Annotated in this window: 15 protein-coding genes and 1 tRNA gene; 8 read left to right on the forward strand and 8 right to left on the reverse strand. The window is 65.9% G+C overall.

Translation table 11 applies throughout. The annotated features are described in order from the left end of the window. Positions 1–7 precede the first annotated feature (7 nt). Entirely contained in the window at positions 8–1,597 is a 1,590-nt protein-coding gene (gene urtB / locus PHI64_RS14370; protein ID WP_299883971.1) for an urea ABC transporter permease subunit UrtB, read from the reverse strand. Between the two features lie 142 nt (positions 1,598–1,739). Further along, positions 1,740–2,999: an urea ABC transporter substrate-binding protein gene (urtA, locus tag PHI64_RS14375; protein WP_299883973.1), complete on the reverse strand. Its 1,260-nt coding sequence runs from the start codon at positions 2,997–2,999 to the stop codon at positions 1,740–1,742. Positions 3,000–3,271: 272 nt separating this feature from the next. On the opposite strand from urtA, the gene PHI64_RS14380 reads away from it, so the two are divergent. The 4 genes from PHI64_RS14380 (at position 3,272) to PHI64_RS14395 (ending at position 7,819) form a co-directional block, all read left to right on the forward strand. Beyond that, complete coding sequence (locus tag PHI64_RS14380) at positions 3,272–4,777, forward strand: NAD(P)H-hydrate dehydratase (RefSeq protein ID WP_299883975.1); 1,506 nt, start codon at positions 3,272–3,274, stop codon at positions 4,775–4,777. Further along, a complete protein-coding gene (locus PHI64_RS14385; RefSeq protein WP_299883977.1) occupies positions 4,774–6,759 on the forward strand; it encodes a CBS domain-containing protein in 1,986 nt (661 codons plus the stop codon). Before PHI64_RS14380 ends, PHI64_RS14385 begins: the two co-directional genes overlap by 4 nt. Further along, positions 6,756–7,640, forward strand: a complete 885-nt coding sequence (locus PHI64_RS14390) for a DMT family transporter (RefSeq protein WP_299883979.1) — start codon at positions 6,756–6,758, stop codon at positions 7,638–7,640. The genes PHI64_RS14385 and PHI64_RS14390 overlap by 4 nt, the downstream gene beginning before the upstream one ends. 104 nt (positions 7,641–7,744) lie before the next feature. Then, positions 7,745–7,819, forward strand: a tRNA-Val gene (locus tag PHI64_RS14395). A gap of 90 nt (positions 7,820–7,909) precedes the next feature. On the opposite strand, the gene PHI64_RS14400 is transcribed toward PHI64_RS14395, so the two are convergent. The 6 genes from PHI64_RS14400 to PHI64_RS14425 form a co-directional block, all read right to left on the reverse strand. Further along, entirely contained in the window at positions 7,910–8,494 is a 585-nt protein-coding gene (locus PHI64_RS14400; RefSeq protein WP_299883982.1) for a YigZ family protein, read from the reverse strand. A gap of 18 nt (positions 8,495–8,512) precedes the next feature. Next, the gene (locus PHI64_RS14405) at positions 8,513–9,010 is read right to left on the reverse strand and encodes an NUDIX domain-containing protein (RefSeq protein ID WP_299883984.1); all 498 of its coding nucleotides are present in this window, start codon (positions 9,008–9,010) and stop codon (positions 8,513–8,515) included. Positions 9,011–9,183: 173 nt separating this feature from the next. Then, positions 9,184–10,947, reverse strand: coding sequence for a PQQ-binding-like beta-propeller repeat protein (locus tag PHI64_RS14410; protein WP_299883987.1), 1,764 nt, complete (start codon positions 10,945–10,947; stop codon positions 9,184–9,186). Positions 10,948–10,967: 20 nt separating this feature from the next. Beyond that, positions 10,968–11,816, reverse strand: coding sequence for a transporter substrate-binding domain-containing protein (locus PHI64_RS14415; RefSeq protein WP_299883989.1), 849 nt, complete (start codon positions 11,814–11,816; stop codon positions 10,968–10,970). 193 nt (positions 11,817–12,009) lie between these two features. Further along, entirely contained in the window at positions 12,010–12,441 is a 432-nt protein-coding gene (locus PHI64_RS14420) for a PaaI family thioesterase (RefSeq protein ID WP_299883991.1), read from the reverse strand. Between the two features lie 207 nt (positions 12,442–12,648). Next, positions 12,649–13,863, reverse strand: coding sequence for an MFS transporter (locus PHI64_RS14425; protein WP_299883993.1), 1,215 nt, complete (start codon positions 13,861–13,863; stop codon positions 12,649–12,651). 90 nt (positions 13,864–13,953) lie between these two features. On the opposite strand from PHI64_RS14425, the gene PHI64_RS14430 reads away from it, so the two are divergent. The 4 genes from PHI64_RS14430 to PHI64_RS14445 all read left to right on the forward strand — a co-directional run bounded on the left by PHI64_RS14430 (position 13,954) and on the right by PHI64_RS14445 (position 18,184). Continuing rightward, positions 13,954–14,868 carry a LysR substrate-binding domain-containing protein gene (locus PHI64_RS14430; protein WP_299883995.1) on the forward strand — a complete coding sequence of 305 codons (915 nt, stop codon included), beginning with the start codon at positions 13,954–13,956 and terminating at the stop codon, positions 14,866–14,868. A gap of 36 nt (positions 14,869–14,904) precedes the next feature. Next, positions 14,905–15,321: a DUF1294 domain-containing protein gene (locus tag PHI64_RS14435; RefSeq protein ID WP_299883997.1), complete on the forward strand. Its 417-nt coding sequence runs from the start codon at positions 14,905–14,907 to the stop codon at positions 15,319–15,321. A gap of 155 nt (positions 15,322–15,476) precedes the next feature. After that, positions 15,477–16,820 (forward strand): type II toxin-antitoxin system HipA family toxin YjjJ, encoded by a 1,344-nt coding sequence (yjjJ, locus tag PHI64_RS14440; RefSeq protein WP_299883999.1) that lies wholly within the window; start codon positions 15,477–15,479, stop codon positions 16,818–16,820. 458 nt (positions 16,821–17,278) lie between these two features. Continuing rightward, on the forward strand, positions 17,279–18,184 hold the full coding sequence (locus PHI64_RS14445; protein WP_299884001.1) for an abortive infection family protein: 906 nt from the start codon (positions 17,279–17,281) through the stop codon (positions 18,182–18,184). The last annotated feature ends 138 nt before the right edge of the window (positions 18,185–18,322 follow it).

Raw genomic sequence — 18,322 nt, forward strand, 5'->3', positions numbered from 1 at the left:
CCTCCGCTCAATCGACGAACCGGCCCTTGAGGGCAAACAGCCCCTGGGGTCGCTTCTGGATGAAGATGATGATGAAGACCAGCACCAGGATCTTGGCGATCACCGCCCCGGCCCAGCCTTCGAGGAACTTGGTGACGATGCCGAGGCCCAGGGCCGCCCACACCGCGCCGGCCAGCTGGCCCACGCCACCGAGCACGACGACCATGAAGGAATCGACGATATAGCCCTGGCCCATGTCGGGGCCCACGTTGGCGATCTGTGACAGGGCCACCCCGCCCAGCCCGGCAATGCCGGAGCCGATGCCGAAGGCCAGGGTGTCGATGCGCGCCGTGGGCACGCCCACGCAACCGGCCATGGGGCGGTTCTGGGTGACGGCGCGGACGAACATGCCCAGGCGGGTCTTGTTCATCATCAGCCACACCAGCAGCAGCACGAAGCCGGAGAAGGCCACGATGACCAGGCGGTTCCAGGGCAGGGAGAGGTTCTCGGCCAGCTGCACGCCGCCGGACATCCACGCCGGGTTGGCCACTTCCACGTTCTGGGCGCCAAAGAGCAGACGCGCCGCCTGGATCAGCACCAGGGACAGGCCCCAGGTGGCGAGCAGGGTTTCCAGCGGCCGGCCATACAGATGCCGGATCACCGTACGCTCCATCAGCATGCCCACGGCCGCCGCCACGAAGAAGGCCACCGGCACCGCCGCCAGGACGTAGTAATCGACGAACTCGGGAAACTTCGCCCGGAACAGGGCCTGCATGGCGTAGGCCGAGTAGGCCCCCACCATCAGCAGCTCGCCGTGGGCCATGTTGATGACGCCCATCACCCCGTAGGTGATGGCGAGCCCCAGGGCCGCCAGCAGCAGGATGGAACCCAGGGAGATGCCGGTGAAAATCTGGCCCGCCGTGTCGCTCCAGGCCAGACGTGCGTCAATGGCCTTGATGGCCGTGCCGGCCTCCAGGCGCAGCTTTTCTTCGGGTTCGTTCGCCGGGTCGAGCAGGGGCAGGAGCAGGGCTTTGACTGCCGGGCTGCCTGAGCCGGCCAGGTCACGCACGGCCTGAAGGCGGCGCGCCACGTCCGGGCTGCCGAGGGCGGCCTGGGCGGCAAGTTGCACCAGGATGGGCTTGATCTCACGGTCCTGCTCCTGGGCCAGGGCCTTGTCGAAGAGGGGCAGCAGGGGCGCGCCCTCACCCATGTCGGCCAGCAGGGCCCGCGCAGCGGTGAGGCGTTCGGCCCGGTCGGTGGATAGCAGGCGCACGGCGGCCAGAGCGCCATCCACCTGCTGGCGCAGGCTGTTGTTGAGATTGATGGATTCAGGATTGGCCGGCGCGGGCTTGATCGCCGCGCCCGTGGCGGCGTCCAGCACCTGGTCACCGGCCACGATGACGAGCCGCTCACCGGCCACCGCCACCGCATCCTCGGACAAGGCCTTGAGCAGGCGCTGGGCGTCGGTGTCGTCACCAGCGGCGGCCAAGGTGGCCACGGCGGCCTGCTTGACGTCGAAGTCGTCCGAGGCCAGGTCCTTGAGCCTGGCCGGGTCGAGAGCAGCGGCCACGCCGCCGGCCCACAGATACAGGCTGATCAAAAAGAGGAGTCGTTTCATGGGTGTTCCCCGGATGCGGGTGGTGTAGGGGCGGCTTCAGCCGCCCGCCGACATCGATCAACGGACCGTGCCGGTTTGGCGGGTCGCGGGCGGCAGAAGCCGCCCCTACAGGGCCCCCGCAGGGCCCCTGCAGGCCTGCCGCTTACAGTTTCTGCTTGCCTTCGTTGCCAGGGATGAAGGGGCTCCACGGCTGGGCGCGGATCGGGCCCTTGGTCTTCCACACCACGTTGAACTGGCCGTCGGCCTTGATCTCGCCGATGAACACCGGCTTGTGCAGGTGATGATTGGTTTCGTCCATCTTCAGGGTGAAGCCGGACGGCGCCTTGAAGGTCTGCCCCGCCATGGCCGCAATGACCTTGTCGGTGTCGGTGGACTTGGCCTTCTCCACGGCCTGAGCCCACATGTGGATGCCCACGTAGGTGGCTTCCATCGGGTCGTTGGTGACCACGGTATCGGCCTTGGGCAGCTTGGCCTTCTTGGCCCAGTCGCGATACATCTTGATGAACTTGTCGTTCTCGGGGTTCTTCACCGACATGAAGTAGTTCCACGCGGCCAGGTGGCCGACCAGCGGCTTGGCATCCACGCCGCGCAGCTCTTCCTCACCCACCGAGAAGGCCACCACCGGCACGTCCTTGGCCTTCAGGCCGGCGTTGCCCAGTTCCTTGTAGAAGGGCACGTTGGAGTCGCCGTTGATGGTGGAGATCACCGCCGTCTTCTTGCCCTCGCCGGCAAACTTCTTGATCTTGGCGATGATGGTCTGGTAGTCGGAGTGGCCGAAGGGGGTGTATTCCTCCATGATGTCCGCATCCGCCACGCCCTTGCTCTTGAGGAAGGCCCGCAGGATCTTGTTGGTGGTGCGCGGATACACGTAGTCGGTGCCCAGCAGCACAAAGCGCTTGGCCGAACCACCTTCCTTGCTCATCAGGTATTCCACTGCCGGGATGGCCTGCTGGTTGGGGGCCGCACCGGTATAGAAGACGTTCTTCTCGAGCTCTTCACCCTCGTACTGCACCGGGTAGAACAGCAGGCCGTTGAGTTCCTTGTACACCGGCAGCACCGACTTGCGGGACACCGAGGTCCAACAGCCGAAGGTCACCGCCACCTTGTCCTGGGACAGCAGCTGGCGAGCCTTCTCGGCGAACTTCGGCCAGTCGGAGGCCGGATCGACGACGACCGGCTCAAGCTTCTTGCCGAGCACGCCGCCCTTGGCGTTGATTTCCTCAATGGTCATCAGCGCGGTCTCCTTGAGCGCAGTCTCGGAGATGGCCATGGTGCCGGACAGGGAATGCAGGATGCCGACCTTGATGGTGTCGGCAGCCCAGGCGCTGCTGGACAAACCACCGATGGCGGCGATGGAGGCGGAAAGAACGGCGGCCTTGACGAAGGAACGGCGGTTTTGCATCGAAGACTCCTCGGTAGTTAAATTGAGTGTGTGTAATGCGGTGCAGCAATGGCGCCAGATTACGGAGCCCCCTCTTCCGCCGAAATACGTCAGATTGCGTAGGTGCTACGTAGCCCTCCGCCTCGGCTAGAATCAAGGCGCTCCGTTCCGCGTGCGCACCAACGCCCACTCCCGTCCCTGTCGATGTCGAATGCCTTCGTTGGCCAAGGTGCGTTTCATGGCTGCGGAAAATGGCTTCGAACTAATGGAAGACATCTGAACTCCATACCAGCATGCCTGTCCCGCCCATCTACCCTGTCGCAGCGATCCGCGCCATAGAAGCCCTGGCCCTGCCCGGCGCCGTACCGCCCCTGATGGAACGGGCCGGTACAGCCGCAGCGGCGCTGGCCATGGAGCTGCTACCCGACCAAGGCGCACCCGTTCTGGTGGCCTGCGGGCCTGGCAACAACGGTGGCGACGGCTTTGTCGTCGCCCGCCGCCTGCATGCCGCCGGCTACCGAGTAAGTGTGGCATTTGCCGCCGACCCCACCCGCCTGCCCGGCGACGCGGCGGCAGCCCACGCAGGCTGGTTGGCCTTCGGCGGCACCATCCACCCCACCCTGCCGACGCCCCCCGAGGGGGGCTGGGCACTGGTCATCGATGCTCTGTTCGGCATCGGCTTGCAGCGCCCCATCGAGGGCCTTTACGGTGACTGGATCGCAGAGATGTCAGCCACTCCGGGTCTGCGTCTGGCCCTCGACATCCCCAGCGGCCTCGATGCCGACACCGGCCATTGCCCCGGCGCCTGTTTCCAGGCCGATCACACCCTCACCTTCATCGCCCTCAAGCCCGGGCTGCTCACCCTCGACGGGCCCGACCAGTGCGGCACCCTCCACCTGGCAACCCTCGATCTGGACGCCGAAGCACTGGCCCCGGCCCCTGGCCACACGGTGCGCCCGGCCCTGTTTGCGGGGCATCTGCAGCCCCGCCAGCGCAACAGCCACAAGGGCAGCTATGGCGACGCCGCGATCATCGGCGGCGCTCCGGGCATGGTCGGTGCAGCGCTCCTGGCCGGGCGGGCAGCAGCCTACCTGGGGGCCGGCCGGGTGCTCGTCGGCCTGCTCGACCCGGCGGCCCTGGCCGTCGACCTGCTGCGCCCCGAGCTGATGTTCCGCAGCGCCGACGCGCTGCTCACCGAAGCCGGCCTCGGCGCTCTCGCCATGGGCCCAGGCCTTGGCCAGTGCCAGGCAGCCCGCGCCTTGGTGGCCACCGCCGTGGCAGCGGCAACGCCCGTGGTGCTCGATGCCGACGCCCTCAACCTGGTGGCCCGCGATACCACTTTGCAGGCCGCCCTTGCCGGGCGGACCCTGCCGGCTGTGCTCACGCCCCATCCGGCCGAAGCTGCCCGCCTGCTGGCATGCGCCACCGCCGACATCCAGGCTGACCGTATCGCTGCAGCCTGTGCCCTGGCCCGCCGCTACCAAGCCTGGGTGGTGCTTAAGGGCTGCGGCAGCGTGATCGCCGGGCCCGATGGCGCCTGGTGGATCAACACCACGGGCAACCCGGCCATGGCCACGGCTGGCATGGGCGACGTACTCACCGGCATGGTCTGCGCCCTTCTCGCCCGCGGCTGGCCGCCCCGGGATGCCCTGCTGGCCGGCGTGCATCTCCACGGCCTGGCCGGCGACAGCCTGTGCGCCCAGCTGGGCCTGGACACCGGCCTGCTGGCCGACGACATGGCCGGCGCCGCCCGCGGGGTGCTGAACCAGTGGCTACGCCCCCCGGGCCGAGTGTCATGACGCCGCCCTGGCAAGCCCCCCACTGCGGCACGCTAAAGGACATCCGCTCCCCCATCACCTTGCGCTTGCCGGCAGAGATGCCCCTGACCGAAGCCCTGAACACGCTGCTGCAGCATGGGGTCTCGGGGGCCATCGTGATGTGCGATGAAGGCTACGTGGGCATCATAACCGAACGCAGCGCAGCCCGTGCCTGCCTGGATGGCGACCCCGCCAGCCTGATGCTCGGCGAGGCCTGCGACCCCAACCTGCCCGTCGGCCACCCCGACACCGATCTGCGCGAGGCCTATCGCCTGCTGGTGCGCCACGGCAGCCGGCATATCCGCATCGAGGACACCCCTGACGACCCCGGTGTACTGATCTCCGAAACCGAGCTGCTGGGCGCCCTGGGCGTGGAGCACTTCACCCACCTGGCCACCGTGGGCCATGTGATGAGCCCCCGCCTCCACACCATCCCCGCCACCTCGGGGGTCGATCAGGCCATTCGCCAGATGCGCCAGTACAACATCGGCTGTGTGGTGGCCGAGTCCGCCGGGCAGCCGGTGGGCGTCTTCACCTTTCACGACCTGACCTTGCTGCTGTCCCGCAACGCGCGGATCGCCGACATCACCTTGGCCCAGGTGATGACCCCGAACCCGCTGAGCATCCAGACCTCCACCTCGGTCTGGTCTGCAGCCCGGACCATGCAGCAGGCCCGCATCCGCCACCTGCTGGTGATGCACGGCGGAAGTCTGGTGGGCATCCTCTCCGAGCACGACATCGTGACCAGCCTGGAGGGTCGCTACGTCGCCTTCCTGCGGGAAGTCATCGCCGAGCAGGAGCAGGAGCTCATCGACCAGCGCGTACGCCTGGCCCGGCGAGAAGGCGAGGAACGCCTGCACCGGATCATCGAATCCACACCTGACGTGATCCTTGTTAAAGACGGGGAGAACCGCTGGCTCATCACAAACCGGGCCGGGCTAGAGTTCTTTGGGCTCACGGGCGTCAATTATGTCGGCCACACCGAAGAGGAGTTGGCCGGGCTTACCGAGCCCCCCCGGGCAGCCCCCCTGCTCAACTGTGCCGCCACCAACGAGCAGGCCTGGCTCACCCCGGAGGGCTGCCGCTACATCGACCGCCTGCCTGGGCCCGACGGCACCATGTGCCACCTGGACGTCATCAAGACCCCGGTCTTCAACCCGGACGGTAGCCGCCAGATGCTGGTCGTGGTGGGCCGGGACATCACCGACCGAATGCAGATGGAAGAGCAGGTCCGGGCCCTCAACGCCACCCTCGAAGAACGGGTGGCCCGACGCACCGACGAACTCAGCGCCACCCTGGCCGAGCTTGAATCCTTCAGCTATTCCGTCTCCCACGACCTGCGCCCCCCCTTGCGGGCCATCGAGGGCTTCTCCAGCGTGGTCATGGATGAACACGCCGCCACCCTCGGCCCCGAAGGCATGGACCACCTCAACCGGGTACGCGAGGCCGCCCGACGCATGGCCAGCCTGATCGACGACCTGCTTGATCTTTCACGCCATGTCCGCAAGCCTCTACAGCGCCGCGACACCGATCTCTCTGCCACGGCCAGCAGCATCGCCCGGGATTTTGCCGACGCGTCTCCCGAGCGCGATGTCTGTTTCGAAATCGAATCCGGTATCCATGCCGAATGCGATCCGGTGCTGCTGCGCACTGTGCTCGAGAACCTGATCGGCAACGCCTGGAAATTCACCCGCCCGGTGGCCCGGCCGTGCATCCGCTTCGGGCAGCGCCAGGAGCCGGAGGGCACGGCGTATTTCGTGGCCGACAACGGGGTGGGCTTCAACCGTGCCGACGCCACCAAGCTGTTCACACCCTTCCAGCGCTTTCACGCCGCCGCCGAGTTCGAGGGCAGCGGCATCGGCCTGGCCACCGTGCATCGCATCGTGCGCCGCCACGGCGGCTGGATCCGTGCCGAGAGCCGTCCCAACCAGGGCGCCCTCTTCATGTTTTCCCTCGGCGCGTGAATCATACCCAGCGTCCGCTGCTCGGCATCGGCCTGGCCATGGTCTCGCTGCTGCTCTTCGTCATGCTCGACGTCACCACCAAGCACCTGAGCACACGCTTCTCGGTGCCACTGCTGGTGTGGGCGCGCTACACCGTACACCTGCTACTCATGCTGGTGATGCTCGGCCCGGCCCTGCGCAGCCGGCTCTTCGCTACCCGGCGGCCGGGTATGCATCTGGTGCGTGGGCTGCTCCTGCTCGCCACCAGTCTGTGCGGCGTGGCAGCATTTCAGTGTATGCCCCTGGCCGAAGCTACCGCCATCATCTTCGCTTCGCCGGTCATTGTGGTGCTGCTGGCCCGCCCCCTCCTCGGCGAGAGGATCGGCGCCCTGCGCTGGCTGGCCGTCATCCTGGGCTTCGGCGGGGTACTGCTGGTGGCCCGGCCCGGAAGCGGCCTGGTGCCCGAAGGCATCGCCTTCGCCCTCTCCGCCGCCGTGGTGTATGCGCTGTACCAGATCCTCACCCGCAAAATGTCGAACACCGAAAGCCCGGTCACCCTGCTGTTCTACACCGCCCTCATCGGCAGCGCGCTGACCACCGCCGCCCTGCCCTGGATGAACCACGGTCCGGAACCCGCCCTCCCCGACTACCTGGCCATGGCAGCCATGGGCGTGCTGGCCGGCTGCGGGCACTTCCTGCTAACCCGCGCCTTCCGCGAAGCCCCCGCCTCCCTGCTCTCGCCGCTGCTCTACGTACAGCTGCTGTGGGCCACCTTGTTCGGCTGGCTGGTGTTCGGGCAGCTCCCCGACCGGATCGCCCTGGGCGGCATGCTGGTGATCGGAATGGCTGGCGTGCTCATTGCCATCGACAGCCGTCGTGTGGCCCGGGCCGCTAGCGCTTGAGCGGCGCTCTGCCGTCCGCGACGACCACCTCCGGCAGAGGCAATATCGACGCAGCGCTTGACAGCCTGCAAAGCGCTTACTACAATGCGCGCTCTTCACCTACCGGGCGGTTAACTCAGCGGTAGAGTGCCACCTTCACACGGTGGAAGCCACTGGTTCGATCCCAGTACCGCCCACCAGATTCAGCGTAATTTTTTCAATTGTTTGGCAAAATTACGCAGCAAAAAAGGCACCTTCGGGTGCCTTTTTTCATGTCCACCTCCGGCCTTTCAGGCGTGCCAGCTCACCCGCCCCTGCCCGACTTCGTTCAAGCGGGCCACCAAGGCTTCCGCCTCCCCTTCAGCCACACTGAAGCTCAGCTCCACCTGCTCGCCGTGCTGCACGCCCTGCAGGCTGCCGCCGGCTGCGTCGATCTCGCGCCGGAACAAGCCCTCCTGGGCGTAGGGCACGGCGCACAGCAGGGTACGCAGCCGGACGAGGGGAATCTTGCGGGCGCTCTTCAGGGCCTGGGCGACGCTGTCGGTATAGGCGCGGACCAGGCCGCCGGCGCCCAGCCGGACGCCACCGTAATAGCGCACCACGGTGGCGAGCACCCCTTCGAGATCCTGGTGACGCAGCACGTCGAGCATCGGGCGGCCCGCGGTACCTCCGGGCTCGCCGTCGTCCACCGCGGCAGAATGCCCGCCGGCCAGCAGCGCCCAGCATACATGCGCGGCGCCCGGATGCTCGGCACGCAGGGCGGCCACGATGGCCTGAGCCGCCACCCGGTCGGGCACGGCCTGCACGCAGCCAATGAAGCGGCTCTTCTTGATGAGCAGTTCGCTGCAAACAGGTGCGGCAATGCTGAAAGCCATGAAAGCACCGCTATCCGGTCAGAAAGCCAGCCGGCCAGTCCCGTCGTGCGGGGACGGGTTGGGTACGCCAAGCAGCTGCCGCGCCTGGATCAGCAGGCTCCGGCCCAACAGGAGCCGCCGCATGCTCGCCGCCAGACGCACCCCCAGGCTCACGTCGCTAGCCCAGGCGTACGCGTCCACCTCGGGCACCGACTCCCCCGTACGGTAATGGGGAAAATAGCTCGTGCAGGTACATTGCTCCGGCCGGATCTCGGTGGAATCGACGCCCACCGCAAACAGATGCAGATCCTTGCCGCGATAGTAGGCGTGGCGCCCCAGGTTGATCAGGGAGGCCGGCTCGAAGGCCAGCCCGAACTCCTCGTGTGTTTCGCGCAGTGCGCAGTCGATCGGCGCCTCGCCAGGTTCGATCAGGCCCTTGGGCAGATCCCAGTGCTCGTTGCCCGTGGAATGCCCCACCAGCAGCTCGGCCCGCTCATTGATGATGAGCAGGCCGCAGGACAGAAACTTGGCGCTCACCGGGCAAGGCCCCGATGACGGAATGGAGTGACGTGGATCATGGGAAGTCAGGGAGGCTGCGCGCACCGGCTTTGAGACACCCCGCGCAAGGCCCCGGATTCTCTCCTGTAAAGGCAATTCCCATTGACAGCTTTTGTCACACCTTGGTTCGGAGGACTCGATCCTTCACGCGATTATTTCCCCAGCCTGTAAACCTGGAAGCGATCCCCGGTCTTGTAGCCGAAGATCTGGTTCCCGCCCGCGGCAACCGCCACATACTGGACGCCATCGATCTGGTAGGTGATCGGCGGGGCGTTCACCCCGGCGTCCAGCTGGTCGCTCCACAGCAACTCGCCCTTCGCAGCGTCGTAGGCATTGAAGCGCCCGCTGCCCTCGCCCATGAAGATCAGGTTGCCGGCGGTTGCCAGCAGGCCGCCCACCAGGGGCTGCTCGGTTCTCTTCTGCCACTTGATCCGGCCCGAGGCCAGGTCGATGGCCGACAGCACACCCCAGCGCGGCACGTCCATCAGCGGCTCCAGGGTGGTGTACTCCACGGCCGGCTTGCTCGCCGTGGCGGGGATGAGCTGCTTGGTGTATTTCACCGGCCAGTGGATGGCCGGCACGTAGGCGGTCAGGCGCGCTTCGTCCACCGAGGTGGGCGACCAGTTGATGCCGCCCAGCACCCCGGGCAGGATCACCTGCCCCTCCGGCGTGGGCCGGGTGAAGGTATTGCGGTGCTCCACGAATTCGTCCGACTTGCGCAGCAGCTCGCCGGTCAGGCGGTTGTGGATGTAGTACCAGCCGATTTTGGCGGCCTGCCCCACGGCGGGCACCATCCTGCCCTGGTGGGGGTAGTCGAAGAGCACCGCCGGGCTGGCCACGTCGTAACCCCACTGGTCGTGGGGCACCTGCTGGTAATGCCAGCGGATCTTGCCGGTGTCCACGTCCAGGCACACCAGGGACACGCTGTAGAGGTTGTCCCCGGGCCGCGAGGTGCCATCCATCTGGGGCGAGGGGTTGCCGGTGCCGAAGTAGAGCAGGCCGTGGCGGGCGTCGATGGCCGGGGTGGACCAGGCCGAGCCGCCACCGTAGCGGGCCGCGTCGGGGTATTTGGCCAGATCGGCGCGCTCCCGGGCGATGTCCCGGTGCAGGGGCATACCGTCGGGGGTGGTGGCGCGGAACTCGCCCTCCCAGTTCACCGGGGCGATGGTGTCGAACTGCCACACCCGCCGCCCGGTGTTCACATCAAAGGCCGCCAGAAAGCCCGAGCGGCCGTAGTTGCCCGCAAAGCCCACCACCGCCCCCAGGGGCGCGCCGTCCCGGTCTGAATCCAGATGCAGGCCGTAGCCCACGCCGGTCACGCCGATCAGCACCTTGCCCTTGTACACCACCGGCGCCATGGCAATACCCACGCCCGAGGTGCCGGCAATGCTGGCCTTGCGCAGGGGGTCCGAGTCGGTGAGGGTGTTCACCGACTCGGCCGGGGCGCTGCCGGCATCCGCCACCTCGATATCCCACAGCAGCTTGCCGGTTCTGGCGTCCAGGGCCACCAGCCGGGCATCCACAGTGCCCATGAACACCTTGCCATCCGCCACCGCCACGCCCCGGTTGCCCGGGCCGCAACACAGGGGGTAATCCTTCTTGCGCGCGTGCTCGTAGCGCCACAGCTCCTTGCCGGTCACCGCATCCAGGGCCACCACGTGGTTGAAGGGCAGCGACAGGAAGATCGTTCGATCCACCATGATGGGGGTGGCCTGAAAGGTGGCCTTCACCCCGCTGCGGTAGGTCCAGGCCCGGACCAGCCGGGCCACGTTGCCGGTGTTGATCTGGTCGATGGCGGCATAGCGCCGGTTGCTGTGATCGAGGCCGTAGGTCGGCCAGTCGATGTCAGCGGCCCAGGCCGGTACGAGCGCGAGGGAGCCCACAAGGGCGAGCAGACAGCTGGGGAAACGCATCATCAGTCCCTTTCGTGTCGCGCTCAACGGGCGGAGCGCAGGCTTACGCCATGGCGCTTGAAGATGGCCTCCACCGTGCCGTCCTGCTGCAGCGCCGCCAGGGCGGTGCTCAGGCTGCCGGCCAGTTCTTCCGACTCGGCCTTGACGGCCATGCCGATGGGCCAGCTCTTCTGGCTCAGTTCGCCCAGCTTCACCTCGTCGATGACAAAGCGGCGGTCGCCCTTGAGGGCCGCCTCCAGCTCGCCGATGGGTGCCATGATGGCCACGATGCCGTCCTCGCGCAGGGCCTTGGCAGCCTCCTCGATCGAGCGGTAATGCACCACATTGGAACGGATGCGCCCCTGCATCACGCCGCCCAGGAAGGAGTCGGCCAGGGTATCACCCTCTACACCCACCTTCTCCCGGGTGAACACCTCCAGCGCGATGGCTGCCGAGCCGCTGGGCACCGGCACGCGGCTGGCCACCCGGGCCATGCCCATCACCTCGCGCTGATAGGCGCCGAAGATGCGCGCCTTGTCGTTGGCCTCGGCAAACACGGGATCCACCGGCACCCGCATCATCACATCGGCCGGATCACCGCGCAGGTAGTGGCCCTTCCAGACCATGTTGCGCAGATCGTCGCCCATGTCCTCGCCACTCATGAAACTGATGATCTCGGCCTCCACGCCGAGCCTTGCGGCCAGCGCCTGACCCAGCTCCACGTCGATGCCCTTGCCGGCATCGGAATACGGCGGAAAGCTGTTATAAACCGCCACCTTCAGCCGCCCGCGCTTGCGGATGGTGTCCATCTGCTCATCGGCCTGGGCCGGCAGGCAACAGGTCAGCAAGGAGGCGGCAAGCGCCAGGGAGAAGTAACGTCGGGTGGGGCGCATGGGGCTTGTCTCCGTGTATTGGACGGCGTTGTAGTGTTCTTCCAGATTCTAGACACCCCGCGCCAGGCCGATAGCCCCCGTCCCCACAATGGGCAAAATCGCCCCCGACACCGGGCAAATTGCCCGCCCCAGGGCCTGAGCATGATCCTGCCAGCGAAGATCGAATGAACTCGACTCCATGGGGCTGCCGCGCTCAGCTACGGGGCCACAGGATCATCTGAGTGCAGCGGAACAGGGCGATCTTCCGGCCAGTGCCTTCATCGGTGACCACGGCATCCCACACTTGGGTGTTGCGCCCCAGGTGCTGGGCTGTGGCATGGCAGGCGATGCTGCCCTCCTTCACCGTGCCCAGGTGGTTGCTCTTGAGCTCGATGGTGGTGAACGACGTAGCCCCGGCCGGCAGATGGGCCACGGTGGCGTAGCCGCAGGTGGTGTCGGCGAGGGCCACCACGCTGGCGGCATGCAAGAAATCATTGGGGGCAAAGTGCAGCTTCTTCACCGGCATACGGCTCTTCAGGCTGCCTTCGCTCAACTCGACCATCTCGAGGCCCAGGGCCCCCGGCAGGTATTCCTGGCCGATTTCGTTGAGGTGGCCGATGGAGATGTCGTCTCGGAGTGTGCTCACGGTGCGGTCTTTCCTTTGTGGTTGGGGGGGGGTACGAAAGGCGTGGGGTCGAATTCATTCGACCTCGGCACCTTGATCATCGGCATGGCGCTCACCACCGTCCGCGGTCGAATAAATTCGACCCCACGGGAAAGGCCATGGCGCCTTAGGTGGCAAACGACTTCAAACTGAGGAAAGTAGGATGAATTCGACCCCACGGGCTAGGGATCAGGCGGGCTGGGCGGCGGGCTGCACCGGGGCTTCGCGGATGGGCAGATTGGCCAGCGCGGCGAGAGCGGCCAGAGCCATGTCGGCGTACCACATCCACGAAAAATCGCCGAACTGCGTCACTGCCAGCCCGCCCAGCCAGGCCCCCAGGAAACCGCCGATCTGGTGCGACAGCAGGGTGAGCCCAAACAGGGTGCCCAGGTAGCGCGTGCCGAACAGCTTGCTCACCAGGGTCGCCGTGGGCGGCACCGTGGCCAGCCAGGTAAAGCCCAGCCCGGCCGCAAACAGGTAGTAGGTCCATTCGGTGCGGGGCATCAGCAGATACAGCCCGATCAGCAGCGCCCGCGACGCATACATGACGGCCAGCACATGCTTGCTCCGGTAGCGCGTCACGCAGGCCCCGGCATACAGGCTGCCCGCCACGTTGGCCAGCCCGATGATGGCAAGGGACCAGCTCGCCACGCTGGGCGGCAGGCCGCACAGATCCACCTCGCCCGGCAGGTGCGTCACCAGAAACGCAATGTGGAAGCCGCAAGTGAAGAAGCCCGCGTGGAGCAGCAGATAGCTGCGGTCGCGCAGGCTGTCGCGCACCGCCTGCCCCAGGCCGCCCTGCCCGCCGGCATCGGCGGCCGGCACGGTCGCTGCGGTGGTAAGCCGCCCCACCAGGGGCAGGGTGGCCAAGGCCACCACCGCCATCGACCACAAAGCCCCCATCCAGCCAAACGACTGGATCAGGCGCTGCAGCAGCGGCGCAAACACAAACTGGCCAAACGACCCGCCTGCGTTGATGATGCCCGACGCCGTGCCCCGGGCCGTGGCCGGCAGGCGCTGGGCCGCAGCCCCGATGAGCACCGAGAAGGCACCGGCCCCCGACCCGATGGACGCCAGCAGCCCCAGCGTCACCGCCAGCCCGAAGCCGCTCTCCATGAAAGGCGTGAGCAGGCAGCCCAGGGCCAGCAGCACCAGCCCCGCCCGCAGCACAGGCGCCGGGCCGTGGCGATCGGCCACCGCGCCAGCAATGGGCTGGATCGCCCCCCAGGCAAACTGCCCGACGGCCAGGGCGAAGCTGATGGTGGCCACCCCCAGCCCCGTGGATGTATTGATGGGGCTGACGAACAGGCCGAAAGACTGCCGGATGCCCATGGTGACCATCAGGATGCCAGCCGCCGCCAGGGTCACGGCCAGCACATCGGGACGACGCACGCTCTGAAACACGATTCACCTCCTTGTGAGCCCGATTGTGTCGCCCGCGCGCGCGCCGCCACAAATCATTTAAGATGCGCCATACAATAGTTTTTCTATTCCATGAACAGCTACCCACCCCTCAAATCGCTCGTTTTTCTTGATTCAGTGATGCGGAACAGCAGTTTTTCTGCAGCCGCGGCCGAACTCTGCGTCACCCCCGGCGCCGTCGGCCAGCAGATCCAGAAGCTCGAAGCCTGGCTCGGCCTGCCCCTCTTCGTGCGTCAGGTGCGGCAGCTCAGCCCCACCCCCGACGGCCTCGCCTACTGGCAGCAGATCCAGCCCGCCCTGGCCCGCATCGCCGACGCCAGCCGGCGGGTGCGCCACCAGCGCAGCCGCAGCGTGGCGCTGTCCATGCCACCCACCTTCGCCGCCAAGTGGTTTCCCCGGCGCATGGCCGGCTTCCTCACCCGCCACCCGGACATCGCCCTGCACCTCAACTCCACCACCACCCTGGTGGAGTTCGAGCGCGACGGCATCGACCTGGCCATCCGCTACTTCGACGGCCACGCCCCCGATCTGGAAACCACCCTGCTCCACAGCGACGAAGCACGGCTCTACTGCCAGCCCGGCTACGCCGCCGCCATCGGCCTCGCCCAGCCCGAGCACATCGCCCGAGCCACCCTGCTCACCACCACCATGCACCCCCACTGGCCCACCTGGCTGGGGCGCTTCACCCCGCTGAGCGCAGCGCAGATCGATGCGCTCCCGCAGATCCGCTTCGACCAGGGCGTGATGGCCATCGAAGCGGCCAAGCAGGGGCAAGGCCTGATCCTCACCAGCCCCCTGCTGGTGGAAGAAGAACTCGCCCAGGGCAGCCTGTTTGCCCCCTTCGATCACGCCCTGCCCCTGGCCGCCGGCTACCATGTGATCCACCCCCGCGCCCTGCCCCTGCGCCCCGCCGCCCTTGCCCTCAAGAAGTGGCTCATCGAGGTGGCCGCCGAGCCCGGCCCGGCAGACCGAATGCATTTAGAATAAGCGCCATCGCGCCCCGCGGCGCACCACCGGTTTCCCATGAGCACGCGACATCAACGCAAACCCAAGCGCCACGGCGGCGGCCCCCTTGCCGCGGTCTTCGCCGTCGTCTTCATCGCCGTACTGGCCGCCCTGGCCTTCAAAGGGCGCCTGTCCTATATCGTGCCGGCGGTGTATGCCGGCGTCAGCATCGTCACCTTCATCGCCTACGGCTTCGACAAGATCGCCGCCGAAAAGGGCGAGTGGCGCACACCCGAAAGCACCCTGCACTTCCTCGACCTGGCAGGCGGCTGGCCCGGTGGGCTGGCCGCCCAGCGCCTCCTCCGCCACAAATCGTCCAAGTCGTCTTTCCAGGGCGTCTTCTGGACCACCGTCGCGCTAAACGGCGGCCTGCTGGCCTGGGGTATGTCGGCCCAGGGGCCGATGCTGCTCAAGTTCCTCCTCGGGGCGGCCTGAACCCGAGCCGCACCAAGGAGCCGGGTGAAGATCTGGTAAGTTTGCGTCCGCCATCACCGGCATGGTCGCCATGGCCCGCGACCACCCGGCTGGTCAGACCTGAAACGACACCCTAGAATGGACCAGACTATCGATTCACGAATCCATTCAAAAACATGGACACGCACGCCGACGCCGTCAGGCTGCGACTCACCCGCGGCCCCCAGACATCCCGCCAACTCACTGAAAAAATTGGCATAAGCCAGCCCAGCCTGTCCCGCCTGCTGGGCACAATGGCGGCAGAGGTGGTGCGCGTCGGCGCGGCAAGATCTATTCAATATGCCCTTCGCGACCCACGCCGCGGGCTCCCGGACATCCCCATTCACCGGGTCGACCCCGAGGGGCGTATCCAGCTGATCGGCACACTCATCCCCGTCTGCCCGGACGGCTTCGTCATGCAGCCTGTCGACGGCCCCCATCTGCACAGCCCCGGCCTCCCATGGTGGCTGTATGACATGCGCCCCCAGGGCTACCTCGGCCGGGCCTACGCCGCCCGCCACGGCCACGCCCTGGGCCTGCCCCCGCGCCTGGGCGACTGGACCGACACCCACGCCCTGCGCGCCCTGCTCGCCCACGGCCACGACCTCATCGGCAACCTGCTTACCGGCGACCAGGCCCGGGAGCACTTCATCGCCGCCCCCCAGCCCACCCCCATCCTTCCGGAAGACAAGGCCGAGGCCTACGTCCGACTCGCCCGCGAAGCCGCCCAGGGCGACCTACCCGGCTCCTCCGCCGGCGGCGAGCAGCCCAAGTTCACCGCCTGCGCCCAGACCCCCGACGGCCCCCGGCACGTCATCGTCAAGTTCTCCGAAGCCGAAGCCGGCCCCGTGCCCGAACGCTGGCGCGACATCCTGCTCGCCGAACACCTCGCCCTCGAAACCCTGCGCCACGCCGGCATCCCCGCCGCCGCCAGCCGGATCATCGACCACCATGGCCAGCGCTTCCTCGAAGTCGAACGCTTCGACCGCATCGGCACCCTCGGCCGCCGTGCCATCCTCTCCCTCGCCGCCCTCGACGCCGAATTCCTTGGTGCCGGCCGCGGCCCCTGGCCAGAACTCGTCCAACGCCTCGCCACCAGCCGCCACATCCAGCCCGGCGCCGCCCACAACGCCGCCCGCCTGTGGGCCTTTGGCACCCTCATGGGCAACACCGACATGCACAGCGGCAACCTGAGCTTCATCACCGATCAAGGCCGCCCCTATGCCCTCGCCCCCGCCTACGACATGACCCCCATGGCCTTCGCCCCCCGCAACAGCGGCAGCCTGCCCGACACCCTGCCAGCGGCAAACATCCACGCCAGAGTAAGCAACGGGATCTGGCGGGAGGCGGAAGAGCTGGCGCGGGACTTCGTGGCGCGGGTCCGGGCGGCGGAGGGGTTTAGCGCGCGGTTTGTGGGGTGTGTTGATGCGCTGGTGGCGCATGGGGAAGCGGCGGGGGAGAGGATTGGGCGGTTGGGGTAAGAACGCCCTCTTCTGGCGGCCGAGCAAGTGAACCACTTCACTGCCCCCCGCAGGCACAAGTGTCATGCTCTGTTCATGACAGCCGGCGCTCACCATAACGACACCCTTGAGAGGCCGTATTCGTCGGGGGTAGCGCAGGAAGTTGTGGGGTGAATGAACGTCGTTCGGCCGATACGGACGGTCATGCCGATGAGCCAAGATGACGGCTGTCGGCCATGAGCGGACCTTCAAGAAACTGCTCCATAGCTGCCATTCGCCAGAATATTCTTGCTGTTTGCCGGCAGGATTTTCGCCGGATCGTATTATCATCGCATATGCGGACAGTCTTTCAGAGCAGCCCGTAAATGAACCAATCAGCCCCATGAAAATATCATTTTTCGCGATTATCAACATGCGGAAAAGCTGGTTCGTTGAATAACTTTTAGCTGCCTCAAGTTTACGCAACTAGGCCATAAGCCATGAAAATCAGTCAGCTCACTCGTCGGGACATCATTGATTCAATCGCTGCGGAAAATGTCGAATGGAGCGGCCACCTAGAAGAGACTGAATTCCTTTCAAGAATCTTCGACTTAAGTAGCCTTCCCTCAACAGACTCACGCTTCAAGGATGCTGCAGGTGACATCTGGCAGCATCGAATGAACAACTATGACTGGGACGCTGACTGGGTTTTCCATGACATTCGATTTAACCTCATGAATGGTGACGATGAGGTCTTTCTTCGGTTTTTGGCAGAAATGCTCCACCCAGTCGTCCGCTCCGATGTCACTGAAGCAGAAAGGCTTGTGCAACTCTTCAACCAGTTCTTAAAATGCGATGGCTTTCAGTTGGTTGAACGCACAAGGCTTTCAGGAAAACCTGTCTATGTCGGGCGGTACGTTGGCCTTCAAACCACTCCTGGCCTAAATGCAGCGCGAGCAGCACTCGTTGGAACAGATCCGTCCTACGTATCACAGCAGATCACAAGAATTGAAGCCGCTATTCAAAATGATCCTTCACTAGCAATTGGCACAGCAAAAGAGCTTGTAGAGACATGCTGTAAGACGATTCTGACAGAACGGGGCGTACAATTCTCAAAGAATGCAGACATCCCAGAGTTAGTCAAATTAACCGCCAAAGAGTTGGAACTCACACCAGAAGACATCCCAGAGAAAGCCAAGGCATCTGACACGATCAAGCGCCTTCTAAGTAATTTGGCAACAATTACTCAAGGTGTCGCAGAACTTCGAAATCACTATGGCACAGGCCATGGGAAGGTCGCCACAGCCAAAGGTTTGCAGCCCCGCCACGCCAAGCTGGCCGCTGGTGCCGCATCAACATTAGCAGTGTTCCTCGCAGAAACACACAATGAACGGCCAAAGCAATAGCCAACGGCTAAGGAATCTCTGATCAATTCGGAGCTGGTAAAATACTAAAGTCATAAAACGTGCTGACGCCATGAAGCAAGCCACCTTCGCCTCCCTGGCCTTCGAGCAAAAGAAGAAACAGACCCGCCGGGAACGCTT

The organism is Zoogloea sp., assembly GCF_028689785.1.
GTDB lineage: Bacteria > Pseudomonadota > Gammaproteobacteria > Burkholderiales > Rhodocyclaceae > Zoogloea.

Bases quoted from the DNA above. Each gene is read 5' to 3' on its own strand.
- PHI64_RS14380 (WP_299883975.1), top strand. From the start codon at position 3,272: ATGCCTGTCCCGCCCATCTACCCTGTCGCAGCGATCCGCGCCATAGAA.
- PHI64_RS14415 (WP_299883989.1), bottom strand. From the start codon at position 11,816: ATGCGCCCCACCCGACGTTACTTCTCCCTGGCGCTTGCCGCCTCCTTG.
- PHI64_RS14445 (WP_299884001.1), top strand. From the start codon at position 17,279: ATGAAAATCAGTCAGCTCACTCGTCGGGACATCATTGATTCAATCGCT.
- PHI64_RS14435 (WP_299883997.1), top strand. From the start codon at position 14,905: ATGAGCACGCGACATCAACGCAAACCCAAGCGCCACGGCGGCGGCCCC.
- PHI64_RS14430 (WP_299883995.1), top strand. From the start codon at position 13,954: ATGAACAGCTACCCACCCCTCAAATCGCTCGTTTTTCTTGATTCAGTG.
- urtA (WP_299883973.1), bottom strand. From the start codon at position 2,999: ATGCAAAACCGCCGTTCCTTCGTCAAGGCCGCCGTTCTTTCCGCCTCC.
- urtB (WP_299883971.1), bottom strand. From the start codon at position 1,597: ATGAAACGACTCCTCTTTTTGATCAGCCTGTATCTGTGGGCCGGCGGC.
- PHI64_RS14385 (WP_299883977.1), top strand. From the start codon at position 4,774: ATGACGCCGCCCTGGCAAGCCCCCCACTGCGGCACGCTAAAGGACATC.
- PHI64_RS14400 (WP_299883982.1), bottom strand. From the start codon at position 8,494: ATGGCTTTCAGCATTGCCGCACCTGTTTGCAGCGAACTGCTCATCAAG.
- PHI64_RS14410 (WP_299883987.1), bottom strand. From the start codon at position 10,947: ATGATGCGTTTCCCCAGCTGTCTGCTCGCCCTTGTGGGCTCCCTCGCG.
- yjjJ (WP_299883999.1), top strand. From the start codon at position 15,477: ATGGACACGCACGCCGACGCCGTCAGGCTGCGACTCACCCGCGGCCCC.